The 14,129-nt window shown below is 49.6% G+C and carries 11 protein-coding genes and 2 pseudogenes; 7 read left to right on the top strand and 6 right to left on the bottom strand.

The features are described 5' to 3' along the window. Positions 1–113 precede the first annotated feature (113 nt). On the top strand, positions 114–734 hold the full coding sequence (locus JCM15908_RS02350) for an HdeD family acid-resistance protein (protein WP_025002121.1): 621 nt from the start codon (positions 114–116) through the stop codon (positions 732–734). A gap of 361 nt (positions 735–1,095) precedes the next feature. Here JCM15908_RS02350 and udk read toward each other — a convergent pair whose 3' ends face one another. The 3 genes from udk to JCM15908_RS02335 all read right to left on the bottom strand — a co-directional run bounded on the left by udk (position 1,096) and on the right by JCM15908_RS02335 (position 3,629). Further along, positions 1,096–1,722, bottom strand: a complete 627-nt coding sequence (udk, locus tag JCM15908_RS02345) for a uridine kinase (RefSeq protein ID WP_025002120.1) — start codon at positions 1,720–1,722, stop codon at positions 1,096–1,098. A gap of 59 nt (positions 1,723–1,781) precedes the next feature. Beyond that, a complete protein-coding gene (locus JCM15908_RS02340; RefSeq protein WP_025002119.1) occupies positions 1,782–2,378 on the bottom strand; it encodes a uracil-DNA glycosylase family protein in 597 nt (198 codons plus the stop codon). A gap of 207 nt (positions 2,379–2,585) precedes the next feature. Continuing rightward, positions 2,586–3,629, bottom strand: coding sequence for an endonuclease/exonuclease/phosphatase family protein (locus tag JCM15908_RS02335; RefSeq protein ID WP_025002118.1), 1,044 nt, complete (start codon positions 3,627–3,629; stop codon positions 2,586–2,588). A 272-nt stretch (positions 3,630–3,901) separates the two neighbouring features. On the opposite strand from JCM15908_RS02335, the pseudogene JCM15908_RS11765 reads away from it, so the two are divergent. From JCM15908_RS11765 to JCM15908_RS15420, 6 genes and pseudogenes are all read left to right on the top strand, one after another. Next, a pseudogene (locus JCM15908_RS11765) lies at positions 3,902–6,480 on the top strand (TonB-dependent receptor). Positions 6,481–6,494: 14 nt separating this feature from the next. Next, complete coding sequence (locus JCM15908_RS02325) at positions 6,495–7,721, top strand: DUF5689 domain-containing protein (protein ID WP_025002117.1); 1,227 nt, start codon at positions 6,495–6,497, stop codon at positions 7,719–7,721. 27 nt (positions 7,722–7,748) lie between these two features. Continuing rightward, complete coding sequence (locus tag JCM15908_RS02320) at positions 7,749–9,092, top strand: choice-of-anchor J domain-containing protein (RefSeq protein WP_025002116.1); 1,344 nt, start codon at positions 7,749–7,751, stop codon at positions 9,090–9,092. Positions 9,093–9,231: 139 nt separating this feature from the next. Further along, complete coding sequence (locus tag JCM15908_RS02315; protein ID WP_025002115.1) at positions 9,232–9,483, top strand: type B 50S ribosomal protein L31; 252 nt, start codon at positions 9,232–9,234, stop codon at positions 9,481–9,483. Between the two features lie 90 nt (positions 9,484–9,573). After that, positions 9,574–10,350, top strand: coding sequence for a DNA/RNA non-specific endonuclease (locus JCM15908_RS11760; protein ID WP_051530740.1), 777 nt, complete (start codon positions 9,574–9,576; stop codon positions 10,348–10,350). Further along, a complete protein-coding gene (locus tag JCM15908_RS15420) occupies positions 10,328–10,516 on the top strand; it encodes a DNA/RNA non-specific endonuclease (protein ID WP_051530739.1) in 189 nt (62 codons plus the stop codon). Before JCM15908_RS11760 ends, JCM15908_RS15420 begins: the two co-directional genes overlap by 23 nt. A gap of 143 nt (positions 10,517–10,659) precedes the next feature. Here the strand turns inward: JCM15908_RS15420 and JCM15908_RS11755 are convergent. The 3 genes and pseudogenes from JCM15908_RS11755 to dnaA form a co-directional block, all read right to left on the bottom strand. After that, positions 10,660–11,285 (bottom strand): annotated as a pseudogene (locus JCM15908_RS11755) (radical SAM protein). Then, entirely contained in the window at positions 11,258–11,980 is a 723-nt protein-coding gene (locus JCM15908_RS02300) for a carboxypeptidase-like regulatory domain-containing protein (RefSeq protein ID WP_025002114.1), read from the bottom strand. Before JCM15908_RS02300 ends, JCM15908_RS11755 begins: the two are co-directional and overlap by 28 nt. Positions 11,981–12,448: 468 nt before the next feature. Then, positions 12,449–13,855, bottom strand: coding sequence for a chromosomal replication initiator protein DnaA (gene dnaA / locus JCM15908_RS02295; RefSeq protein ID WP_025002113.1), 1,407 nt, complete (start codon positions 13,853–13,855; stop codon positions 12,449–12,451). Positions 13,856–14,129 lie beyond the last annotated feature (274 nt).

The raw sequence follows: 14,129 nt of genomic DNA, 5'->3' as shown, positions 1-14,129 counted from the left end.
GCAAAAGTACGAAAAAACGCTCAGGTAAGCGAGCACAACAGATAATATTTTGTACATTTGCACCATAATCCGACATAGACGACTATCGTCTGTTACACTTATAAGAAACAATTATGAAAGTATTGCAAAGTTCGGTTATCCGTGCCATTGTGGCAATCGTAGTAGGTGTGCTTCTGGTCAAGTACCGGGAAGAGACCATGACATGGATGACCATTACCGTAGGTCTGCTGTTCTTCCTTTCTGGAGCGGTTTCGTGTATCGCCTATTACATGGAACGCGAGCGGACGGCACGACTCAATGCCCAACCCGACAAGAACAGCAACGAAGTTGCCCTCAAGGCTCCCATGTTCCCCATCGTAGGCTTGGGAAGCCTCATTCTCGGTATCATCCTCGCGATGATGCCCGGTACATTCATCACATGGGTAGTCTACATCCTTGCAGCCATCCTTATTCTCGGTTCTATCAACCAGTTTATGAATCTGGCTGCGGCACGGCGGTTTGCTCACGTGCCCGTTGCCTACTGGCTCTTTCCCGTAGTAACGCTGATTGTTGGCATCATCGTCGTTTCCAAACCAATGGAAACGGCCACGCTTCCGCTGAAGATTATCGGGTGGTGCCTGATGTTCTACGGAGTGGTTGAGCTGCTGAACGCTCTGAAGATTAACCAAATGAAGCGGACGTTCGACAAGAACGAGGAAAACAAAATAGTAACGGGAATAGAGATAAAGGAATAAAACACCCGCTGCCTCTTTCTCCCCCCGAAGGAGGAATGTGCCCGACAGGGAAGCAGAAAAAGAAGGTCAGAGCTTCCTTTATCAATACGTGGAAAGTCTGCAAACAGACAGTACGACTTCCCCGCCAGCGTAGAAACCAAAGAGACGCAACACCGTGGAAGGATAGACTTGGCCTATCCACCAAAAAGAACTTTCGGGCTTGCCTTGCCATTCCAACTGGCCGGACAAGCCCGAAAGCCGTCATGGCCCATCCGAGAAATTACTAATAGCAATCCGAAAATATCAACAAAAAAGGGCGATACAGCTTTCTTTCCTTTCGGAAAGACTTGGAAAGGAGTCCTGCCGGCCCTGTGCAGAGTGTTTATTCCTGCGGCACCAGACCTTCGATATACTTGGAGAGGATACCGATACCCTTGACATTCTCGCCTCCCTGCGGAATGATGATATCGGCATACCGCTTGGTCGGCTCGATAAACTGCTCGTGCATGGGCTTCAGCACCTTCAGATAGCGGTCTACCACCATAGAGACGGTACGGCCACGGTCGATGGTGTCGCGCTGAATGTTGCGTATCAACCGTTCGTCGGAGTCGCAGTCTACGAATATCTTCAGGTCCATCATCTCGCGCAGGCGTTTGTTGATAAGTGCCATAATGCCCTCGACGATGATAACCGGCTTCGGTTCCACATGTATGGTCTCGGACAGCCGGTTGCACAGAATATAGCTGTAAGTAGGCTGTTCTATGGCCTTGCCCTCGCGAAGTTCGTTGATTTGCCTGATGAGCAGCTTCCAATCGAAGGCATCAGGATGGTCGAAGTTGATGGCGCGACGCTCCTCTTCGGTCATGTGGGTGGTATCGTTATAGTACGAATCCTGCGGAACGACGGCCACATAGTGAGGTGGCAAGGCCTCGACTATCTTCTTCACGACAGTGGTCTTGCCTGACCCTGTGCCTCCGGCAATGCCGATAATGGTTATCTTATCTTCCATTTTATTGTTTGGTTTTGCTTTTGCTGTTCTGGAAATGGGACTGCCCGGCTCTGCACGACTTACAATCCGGATTCTCCCAACAGGCCTATCTCCTTAAACATCTGTTCATAGTACTCTGCTTTCTTTTCCACTTTCATGGGATAGGCACGGCTGCTGCTTGGCTGACGGTAAAGGCGCAGCACCCTGCCCTCGAAAGAAAACTCCCGGTAGTCGCCCATCTTCATCTTGCGTGCATCAATGCCATAATGGCCGGTGAAGACTTTCGTTGCCAATTGTCCGGCTGCCAAAACAGCCTTGCAATCGGGCAACGAGCGCAGCATGCCATCAAGGTCGGCAGGCTCTACTATCTCCAAATCCTTATCCGAAGCCGTCCCCGTCGTGCGACGGATGCGCAGGGCTGTATCGAAGATGGCTATGCCCTTCTCCTGCAAGAAAGGTTTCAGCAGGCTGAGACGGTAGGTTTTGTTCTCCTCATCAACGAAATGGAGCTTGTCTCCAAAGAAGATGTATCCGAAAATACGCCACATATCGTTGGTGTAGTTAGGATAATACCAGTCCATGCACCATCGTTTCGGTGCCGGAGGAAAAGTCCCGAGCAACAGCAGACGGCCATTCTTGGGTAGCCAAGGCTCAAAAGGATGAGTCTCTATGTCCATTTTCTTTAATTCTATATGAGGATTTAAGGGAACTATAGGAGCTAAGGCAAATGTCTATAGGGAGACGGGGGATGAATGTTGGCTGCCTGTCTATTATCTTATTCGGAACTCCTTGTTGCCCGACATCTCATGCTTGCCACCCACCATCCAACGGAGCTGCAGGCTCAGTTCCTACAGCTCCTCCTGATTCTGCTACTCAGCGGAATATTATTGTTCCTTTACCAAATAGGTTACAACGGGCAAATGGTCGGAGTAGCCGTCCAGCCAGACACCGCCGGCAGTGGTTCGCTTGGTGTTTCCCTTATGCTTTCCAGCTTCTTGAAAGAGATAGTCGCGACGGAAAATCTGACTTTTCCAGTATTTCAGAGAGCTGAAGTCCTTTTGTCCGTTAAGGTTCAGAAGTCCCGGAGAAAGGATAATCTGGTCGAAAAGATTCCATTTTCCCTGATACTGCAACGTACCCGTACCTTCTTTTACCAGCATATTGTACCACGGACTATACATGTCTCCTGCACCAACCTTACTGATTTCTCCCTTTGCCGACAAACACTCGTGCATGCTTTTGTCGGTAGGATCATCGTTCATGTCGCCCATGACAATGACTTTCACCTGTGGGTCGTCAGCAAGAAGCGAGTCTTTCAGCGCCTTCACCTGCCTGCCGCCCGACTCACGATAATACGAACCGGCACCACGACTCGGAAGATGGCAGACTATAAAAGTAACATGCTCGCCTGCCAATGTACCGCTGACGGTCAGGAAACCACGGGTAGCACGGGCACTGTCTTTCGGCAAGTCGTAGACGTATGGGACGAGTTTGCTGTCAAAGACGGTGAATAACTGGGGATTATAGAGCAGCGCGCAGTCAACGCCACGGTGGTCGGGGCCTTCTATATGTATGTATTTATAACCACGACCTGACAACGACGGCTGTGCCACGAGGTCTTCCATAACATGCGCGTTCTCTACCTCGCTCAGGCCGATAACGGCACATCCCACGTTTGGCAGTACGTCCGTACCCATCTCCGATAGCACACGCGACATGTTGTGCAGCTTGTGCGTGTACTTCATTTCGTTCCATTTATAGGAACCTCCAGGCGTAAATTCATAGTCGTTTTTCCCCTCGTCGTGGGTGTAATCGAAAAGATTCTCCTGATTATAGAACCCAACGGCATAGACGGAATACTTTTTCTGAGCTGCCAAAGGCATACATACCAAGACCGCAGCCAAAAGGAAAAATAAATGTTTTCTCATTATTGTTTACTTGTTTTTATTCGATGAAAGAGTCAGACTACCTGCGAGAAAAGTCCCGGGGACGGCATCTGCTCTGCAAATATCGTGAATTATTCCGAAAAATAAGCATCTTTCATAAAAAAATAATCAAAAAATGCTTCTAATTTCAAAATATATTTTGTTACTTTGCACAAGGTAGTCTGTAGACGAGCTGTTTGCAGACAAGGATTTGCAGACTCTGTCTATTTTATCCATACCGCCAAATTATAAAATCAATTAACTATATATCAACTATGCAGAAAAAGCTGACAATTGCCCTGCTTGCTCTTTGCAGCTCGTCGGTGGTATTCGCCCAGAATCCCAAGACCGATGCCAACCGACAGGAACAAACGGCAAACACGATGGATGAATCGGCATTTACCTTCACGGAAGCACAGTTGGGAGAGGACAATGAAATGACGGACAACATTACAATCCTCAATTCCAACACCAATGTCTATGCTTCTCAGGTAGCTATCTCTATTCGCCCATGCGCTTCCGCTACCGCGCGCTCAACCAGAAGTACAACGATGTCTACATCAACGGTGCTCCGATGAACGACATGGAGTCGGGACAGTTCCGCTACTCTATGGTAGGCGGTATCAACCAACAGACCCGCAACGTCGACTTCGCGCTGCCATTCGAAAACAACAACTTCTCCATGACGGGGCTGGCAGGAAGCAACAACTATGATTTCCGTGCCGGTTCTATGGCAGCAGGCAACCGCCTGACACTCTCTGGAGCTAACCGCAACTACACCATCCGCACCATGTACAACTATGCCAGCGGCTTCAATTCCAAGGGATGGGCCATTGCCGCCAGCGTGGCCTACCGATGGGCAAACCGCGGATACGTCGAAGGAACATTCTACAACTCGCTCTCCTACTTCTTCGGCGTGCAGAAGAAATGGGAAAACGGTAACTCTCTCAGCTTCTCCACATGGGGAAATCCCACCGAGCGTGCTTCTCAGGGAGCGAGCACCGACGAGGTTTACTGGCTTGCCAACGACTATCAGTACAATCCATACTGGGGCTATCAGAACGGACACAAGCGCAACAGCCGCGTCGTCAACGATTTTGCACCGTCTGCTATCCTCACATGGGACTGGGACATCAACAAGAAGATGAGGCTGACAACGAGTCTCTTTGCCAAGTATTCGATGTATAAGAGCACGAAGCTGAATTATAACAACAGCGATAATCCTCAACCCGACTACTGGAAAAATCTCCCGAGCAGCTACTATGACGTATGGGGGCAGAATGAGGCACGCCTCCGCACCTCGCAGGCTTTTGCCGACTGGAACACGGCAGTGGCTTGGTGGGGAAGCAAGGAGAACAGACAGATTCAGTGGGACCGCCTCTACTACGCTAACCGACAGGCTGCACAGAATGGTCAGGATGCCCTCTACTATGTACAGGCAAAGCACAACGACAACCTGCTGACCACCCTGTCGTCTTCTTTCACCAACCATATCGGCAAGGACAAGCTCTTCAATGCCGGATTCATCTTGGGACAGAATCTTGGCCGCCACTACCAGACAATGGAGGACTTGCTTGGTGCCAAGAGCTTCCACAACGTCAACACGTATGCCATCGGCACCTATGACGCATCAGATCCACGCGTTCAGTACGACCTTAACACAATGGGCACACAAGGCCTTGGCAACCTCGTCTATGAGGGAGACAAGTTCGGCTACGATTACAACCTCAACGTCCGTCGTGCCAAAATATGGGCCAACTATGCCCAAACCATCGGCCACATCCACTATATGATTGCTGCCAAGATGGGCTACGACAACATGTACCGCCACGGACACATGCGTAACGGCATGTTTGCAGACAACTCCTTCGGCAAGGGAAAGCATGCTGACTTCGTCTCTGGAGGCATGAAATTCAATGGAACATGGACTATCGGAGGCGGAAACGCCCTCTCTCTCGGTCTCGGCTATGAGCATCGTGCACCCAATGCCAGCAATGCCTTCGTCTCGCCGGAGATGAACAACGACTTCATCAAGAACCTCCGCAACGAACGCATCTTCTCCAGCGAACTCAGCTATCAGTATTCCGGCAGTTGGCTTCACGCCAATCTGAGTGCCTACTATAATCATCTGACACATGTAACCGAATGGCAGAACTTCTATTTCGATGACGCCAACTCCTTTACCTACGTCAGTATGACAGGCATCAAGAAGGATTACTATGGCGTAGAGTTCGGGCTGGACTTCAAACTGACGAGCTTCCTTAACTTCAAGACACTCGGCACATGGAGCGAGGCCAAGAACATCAACAACGCAGACGTTGTTTACATGAACTCTACCAAGAACACCTACTACAAGGACATTGTATATAATAAAGGTATGCACGAGGCAAGCACTCCGCTGTCTGCCTATAGTGCCATCATCAGTTTCCATAAGTCGGGCTGGTTCATTGACCTTTCGGGCAACTACTACGACCGCATCTATCTTTCATACGCACCAAGCCTGCGCTATGGAAAGACTTTAACGACAATGGGAACCAAGTTCGGCGGCATTGATACAGACGGCAATTATACACCGTATGCACAGAGTGAAGGCAAGGGCGGCTTCATGCTCGATGCCTCCATCGGCAAGAGCATCTACTTGCCGCACGGAAGCCTGTCCATCAATCTAATGATTACGAATCTGCTGAACAACCAGAGAATAGTCAGCGGTGGCTATGAACAAAGCCGCAGCAACTACACTGTCAACCAAACAACAAGCGAAACGTCAGCCCGTACCTACGACTTCTACCGCAACCCTAAGAAGTATTACGTCAACGGTATCAACGGTATGCTGAACATAGCTTACAAATTCTAAATGTTAGGACCATTATGAAGAATCTGAAATATATATTCATGGCAGCCGTATGCGCCCTGTTCGCTTCCTGCATGGGCGACAGCTACGCCGGAACCGACGAAGACGCACCGGCTCCCTACGGCAATAACGAACTGACAGAGACCAACGTTGTCAGCATTGCAAAGCTGAAAGAGAAGTTTGCGAACTATATTGCGACTGACTACCGCAACGGTGTCAGCTATGCGCAGGTAAAGGAAGACATGCAGATCAAGGGCGTTGTAACCAGCAGCGACGCACAGGGCAACATCTACAACGAGATAGCCTTGCAGGACGAAACAGGTGCCATCATCATTGCCGTAGCGCAGAGCGGCATCTACGGAAGCCTTCCCGTAGGTACTCAGGTATTGGTAAACCTCAAAGATCTCTACGTAGGCAATTACGGAAAACAGGCAGAAATAGGTGTGCCGACAACCAATAAGAACAACGCCACATACGTTGGACGCATGAGCCGTGCCACATGGGACAGCCATTACAAAATACTCGGCAAGGTCAGCAACGTAGAGCCGGCAGAGTTTGCCGTAGGCTCAAACCCGACCAAATGGGACATCAACACCGACGGTGGGAAGCTCGGAATCATCCGCAACGTCAGCTTCAAGAGCAACGACAAGGGAGTTGACGGTACTTTCGCCAATCCCAATGGTGGTGCGGGCAGCGTTAGCTGGACACTGAACGAGCAGGACAGCAAATCTGTCATTGTCTACAACAGCAACTATGCCGACTTTGCCAATGCGAAGATTCCGACAGAAAAGGTAGACATCACAGGTATCTTCAAGCGTTTCAACAACCAGTGGGAAATCATTATCCGCTCTCTCGACGACATTCAGCCGGCTCAGACAGTTGACCCTCTCAATGGTTTGGACGGTACAGGCAAGGGAACGAAAGACGATCCTTTCGATGTCGTACGTGCACTTAGCCTTGCTAATTCCGGGAAAGCCGATGCCACAGATTATTATATCGAAGGCATCATCTCCCAGATAGACGAGATTTCCACACAATATGGCAACGCCACATACTACATCTCAAACGACGGCAAAACCGACAAGCAGCTCATGGTCTTCCGCGGCAAGTTCATCAATGGCGAGAACTTCACCTCTGCCGACCAACTCCGGCAGGGTATGCAGGTGCTTATCATCGGCAAGCTGAAGCTCTACAACGGTACGCCGGAAGTAGACAAAAACAATTGGATTATAGAAATCAAATAACAACAACAGAAATAAAACAAAATCAATATGAAAAAGATATTTTTTTCCATGATGGCACTGGCCGCGGCAGCTTTCGGTTTCACAAGCTGTGAAGATGTACCCATGCCTTACGACATGACTTTTGAAGAGCAAGGCAGCACGCCTACACCCGGTTCGACGGCAGAACCTAAGGGAACAGGAACGGAGGCAGACCCATTCAACGTTGCGGCTGCTATGAAATATATAGAAGCAGGCGAAAATCTCGACAAGGAAGTCTACGTTTCCGGCACTATCGTCAGCGTCAAGGAAATTGATACTGGCAGCTTCGGCAATGCCACTTATTATATATCTGACGACGGCAAGGCAGCAGGTCAGCTGACCGTTTACCGCGGATACGCTCTCGGAAACAAGCACTTCACCTCTGCCAATCAAATCAAGGCAGGCGACAAGGTTGTCGTTTACGGAAAACTGGTCAACTTCAACGGTACAAAGGAGTTTACCCAAGGCAACTACATTTACTCCCTCAACGGAGCCAAGGACAGCTCAGAGCCTGTAGCAGACCTCAATACCGAGGCTACCGCTTGGACGGTTGCAGACGCCATCCAGAAGATTAAGGACAACGGCGGCAACGCCCTCTCAGGCGAAGCATACGTGAAGGGTATCATCTCAGAGGTTGTTTCTTACAACGAACAATACAAGAGCATTACCTATTACATCTCTGACGACGGCAAGGAAAAAGCTCTCCAGATTTATTCCGGCAAAGGCCTTAACGGGGCAGACTTCGCTTCCAAGGACGACTTGAAGGCTGGCCAGACCGTCGTTGTCAAGGGAATCCTGAAGGCATATACCAACAAGGCCGGCGAGACTATAATGGAAATGGACAAGAGCAGCAAGATTGTCGCCCTATCGGAAAGCGGCGAACACTCATCAACAGGTCTCAATGTAACTTTCGCCAAGGACATGGGCAACTTCACCATCGTAGACCTTACCCTTCCGGCAGAACTCACCTTCGTATGGAAACACGATGCCGACAACAGCCAAATGAAGGCATCGGCCTACAAAGACAAGAAGAACTATGCCGCACAGAGCCGTCTCGTTTCCCCTGCCTTCAGCCTTGAAGGCCTGAAAAACGCCACCCTCTCTTTCCAGCACACCGGCAAATACTTCGGAACTGCGGCAGACGAGTGCAAGGTACAGGTTTCTACCGACGGCAAGACATGGAAAGACCTCACCATTTCGGCCTATCCTGACGGGCAGTCTTGGAAATTCGTAGATGCCACCTGCGACCTTTCATCCTACGCAGGCAAGTCTGCCGTCTACATAGCCTTCCTCTATACCAGCACCGACAAGGCCGCTCCAACATGGGAAGTAAAGAACGTCGTAGTAAAGTAAAAAACAATTGAAATATTTGGCAGGGTGCAGAATTATTCGTAATTTTGCACCCTGTGAGTGTCTATACGGCTCAACGAAGCCAAGGCAACACACTGACAAGAACAGGAAAATAGTATTAACAAATTATCATAAACAGAAAATGAAACAAGGTATTCATCCCGAAAACTATCGCCCCGTCGTATTCAAGGATATGTCCAACGGCGATATGTTCCTCTCAAAGTCTACATGCAAGACTACAGAGACAGTAGAATTTGAAGGCGAAACTTACCCAGTGGTAAAGATTGAAATCTCAAGCACCTCTCACCCGTTCTATACCGGCAAGAGCAAGCTTGTTGATACTGCTGGTCGCGTAGACCGCTTCATGAACCGTTACGGTAAGCTGAAGAAGTAGAAGATTAATACCCTATCACATAAAGTGCGGACCGGCATAGTTGCATATATGCTTGCCCGCACTTTTTCTATCCACCAAAAGCCCACTGACATGCCCCACAATAAGAACTTACCATTTCTGTTTTACTTCGCCCTTGCACTCTGCCTGACCGCTTGCAGCAGCGACGACGACAATCCCGACAACAGCAGCAGCACCCCGGCGATTGCAAACGTCAACTCCAACCTGCTTAATTCCAACACTGCCACCCACCGTCTGGAGTTTCCAAAGGTCAAGGGCGGCAGCAGCCTTGTCCTTGTTCACGAAGCACAATTGGCCATTCCAAACAGGAACAAGAACACTTCATACGAGTATGGAATCAATTACAGCACCGAATGGGACACCGGCCTGAAGTCGCAACGCTGGAGCTGTTACCAAATGTACGGCAACAACAGCATACAGAACGTCTCCCGATACGTTGCCGACACCTCTAAGGGCGAAGTGCAGTATCCCTTCAATCCGCTCCTCGGAAGTAACTACGGATTCAATTCAGACCCTTTCTACCGCTCGGGATACGACCACGGACACATCTGTCCGTCGCAAGACCGAGTCAGCACACGCGAGTCAAACATCCAGACCTTCTATCTTACCAACATGCAACCACAGCTGCACACCTTCAATGCCGGTGTGTGGGAGAAGATGGAAACATGGCTGCGCAGCATGAACAAGGCCTCTTTCCGCGACACACTCTATGTAGTGAAAGGCGGAACGATAGACAGCAGCGACAAAATCATCAGGAGGCTGGGCAACGCTCATCGTCCCGAAATATTATTTTGCTGCCATCCTCTGCAAGAAAGGCAGCAGCTATATGGCCATCGGGCTGTGGTTTGAGCACAAGTCAGACGACAGCAGGCTCTCCTCGCCGTACATCCGCAATATCAACGAACTGGAACAGCTGACGGGAATCGACTTTTTCTGCAATCTGCCCGATGACATTGAGAAACACATAGAGACACTGCCACGAGAGAATATTGCCCGTGTGTGGGGAATACAATAGGATTCCTACTGGCAAAAGAAGCACCGTTCATCCTATCACAGTGCAGGGACAATTGTCCCTACACTGCCGTTTGTCCGAATCTCCGATATATTTCTGTATATATTTCAAGCTCTTCGCTCTTGGAAAGGGCTTGAAAACGATTTTTATTTCAGGTATAGTCTCCTATACTTGAACCTTTCAAAACGCGTGAAGCTCATCTTTCTCAGCTCCATTTCGCTTGCTGCCCGGTTTTCTTCCGTATTGAAACTCGGTATCAAAGGCAAGCGAACCAGTACCTTTTCCTGTAAATTCTGACTTGCCAGCCATTCCAGATTACGACATACAAACAGATTGCTGCTACCCGTATAAGCCTGTAGACAGAAGCGTCCATATCCTTTATATCTACAATCCACTCACTGGCAAGCGGAGCAACAGCCTGTACGGAAGCGACGGGCACATTCAGCGAAGTCTCAAGCGTCAGTTTCCAAGCAGGATTCATTATGTCAGAAAACGACCGGATAAATTCTGTCTGCAACAGCGGTTCGCCGCCGCCGAAACAGATACCACCACCTGTCGCGACAAAGTAAAGGTCGTCCATTTCCACCTCACCGTATAGTTCGCCGGGCGTCATTGTCCGCCAAACGCCATCACCATTCAGACATTGCGGATTCAGACAATACCGGCAGCGAAGCGGACAGCCATGAAAGGCAACGAGCGTCGTTACTCCCACTCCGTCGGTAGCCATTCTGTGCCTGCCGATACCTATAAAGGGAGCTGTTGTTTCTCGCATTTCTCCTTGTGCGACTTGGGTTTGTCGTTTTGTCTGTAATACATATCGTCCCCATTAACAGCGCTCACCTCGCCTAAGACAACCACCTCGCCCTGCAATTCAAGGTCATTATCATCCAAGACAATAGCATTGTACCACGAGGTTGAAAGGTCTTCCACCTTTATCGTCTTATCGTTATAGCCGATATACTTTACAACCAACGAGCCGTCCGCAGGGACGCGCACGGCAAACATACCGTCCATATCCGTTATTGTTCCCTTATTCGTTCCCTCCAAAAGAATACTGGCCCCTATCAGGGGTTCGCCGTCTGTCGCGCCTACAACTTTCCCACGCACCGTTACCGAATCGGCACGACCGCCCGACAAGTCTTTCACCTGAACCGTGTCCTTCTTTATCACAGGTGCAGCACCCCGGACTACAGGAGCTTCGTCCGCACTCTGTGCAGCAGCTGACAGGGGCATTATGGCAGCGCATACTCCGGCAGCCACCCCTGCCACCTTTGCTCCCAGACCACTTCGGGAATGTTCCTTGAGCTGTTTCTCCAAATAGCGCACTTCCTGCTCGCACGCCGGACAAGTACCCGGGCAGTCCCCTTCGTAATGGCACTCATGGGGCTGGTAGCTGATGCCGTTCGCATCCGCTATCCGTTGCCGAATCTCTTTCAGCACCTTGCAAGTTGATTTTCCTTTCGCCATAACATCATCTTTTATCGGTAACTGCCGCTCTCTGCTGACACAGAAAACAACATCTCGTCCTTGCAAAGATAGTCTTTTTTATTCAAAAGCCCACACTTCTCCGTCAGAAAAACAACCTTCGGACAAGATGACGAAAAAGAAGAGCGGCAGAGCATGCACCGTCTCCGACGATGGCCGCCCATCAACAAAACAAACAGGAAAGACTAACCGTAAAATGACTATGACGAAGCGGCAAAACGAAAGTGCCGCTTTCGCTGTGTCGGAAAGCCGTTTTCACCATGCGAAAGCGGTACTTTCGTTCATCAGGAAAAACTCATCCAAAACATGAGTGCCAAATGCCCGGAACAACGCTCCCCCCTATTCACTGATGCGATAGACAACGGCCATCTTATCAGGCCTTCCATAAGACGAAATGAAAAAATCCTGCTTCCCCATCCGGGAAGCAGGATTTATGGTTTTTGGATGTATCTATGCCTTCAGCTTGAAGGAGTTTTCAATACTTGCAATCTCGGCATTGAAACCCTTATCCACTTTCAGGCGGTCTTCAATCTTCGTGCAGCTATGAATGACGGTACTATGGTCGCGGTTGCCGACGAGCTTTCCTATTCGGCTGGCAGGCATCTTCGTGTACTTCTGCGCCATATACATGCTCACCTGACGGGCTATGACAATGTCTTTCTTGCGCGAACGCGAGTTGACCGCCGTGGCCGTTACATTATAGTGGGTGCACACTTTCTCCAGAATATCGTCGATGGTCAGCGGCTCGTCGTCAATCTTCACGGCACGTTTGATGACCCTTTCCGCCAGTCGCATGTCAATGTCGCTGTTGTAGACCACGCTGTAGGCGAGGAGCGAATTGATGACACCCTGCAAGTCGCGGACGCTTCCATTGGCAGTCTCGGCAATGAAGCGGACAACGTCTTCGGGGATGTTGAGACCGTCGCGCTTTATTTTATTGTGGAGAATATCGACACAAAGCTGCACATTCGGCTTCTCTAACTCCGCGATAAGACCGCATGCAAAACGGGTCAGCAGGCGGTCGTTCATTCCCTTCAGCTCTACCGGCGGACGGTCGCAGGCCAGAATGATGCGCTTGCCGTTGCGGAAGAGATGGTTGAAGATATGGAAGAAAGTATCCTGCGTCTTCGTTGCCGTTGCCCATTCCTGAATATCGTCAACAATAAGAACGTCTATTGTCTGATAGAAATTAATGAAGTCGTTGGTCGTATTGTGCAGTACGGAGTTGGTATATTGCACCTGAAACAATCGCGCGGAGATATACAGGACACGCTTCTGCGGGTAGAGCTGCTTCGTGCGCAGTCCGATGGCATTGACGAGATGAGACTTTCCGCAACCGGAAGGGCCGTAAATAAACATCGGATTGAACTGCGACGTGTTCGGATGCTCGGCAATGGACAGACCGATGGAACGCGGCAGCTTGTTGCTGTCGCCTTCAATGTAGTTGTTGAATGTCTTATGGATGTCGAGCTGCGGGTCGAGTTCCTGCTCGGCTGCGTCGAGTACGGTCGGACTCTGATTGGCTCTGACAGTAGGATTCTGCGAAGAAATGTCTTCGGCAGTGTCTGCCTGAATATCTTGTGTGAGGTTGTGCGCCTTATCGGTAACCACACGGTAAGTCAGGCGCACGCCTTGTCCGTAAACACGTGTCAGTACCTTGCTGAGCAAACTGACGTAGTTGCCTTCCAGATACTCATATACAAACGGGCTGGATACCTGTACCAACAGCGTCTTCGTAGCCGGCTGATACGACTCGAAGGCTATGGGCTTGAACCACGTATTGTACTGCTGCTCGGAGACATTTTCCTTTATGAGCTGGAGACACTGCTCCCAGAGCATCTTGGGTTGTACGTTCATGTTTACAGATATGTTATCTTTATGTCTTTCGGCAAATCTTCCAATCTATTGAGTCAATTGTTAACTTGCAACTGCAAAGTTAGAAAAAAAATATGAAACCTTATTTATCGCAAATTGCCTCCGTCCGCTCTAAAAGCCGTGTAAGCCTTTCTGTTATTGGGGCTTAGCCATATCACCAAACGAACATTATATTTTCGATGGTTGTATATATCCAACCCCTTATATTTCAAAGACTTACAGGAAGTAGAAAGCAAAAGAACAATGATGGTGAAAC

This window comes from Prevotella dentasini JCM 15908 (assembly GCF_000614065.1).
GTDB classification, from domain to species: Bacteria; Bacteroidota; Bacteroidia; order Bacteroidales; family Bacteroidaceae; genus Prevotella; species Prevotella dentasini.
Note: the sequence above shows the minus strand (reverse complement) of the source record. Positions and strands in the feature narration are given on the sequence as shown.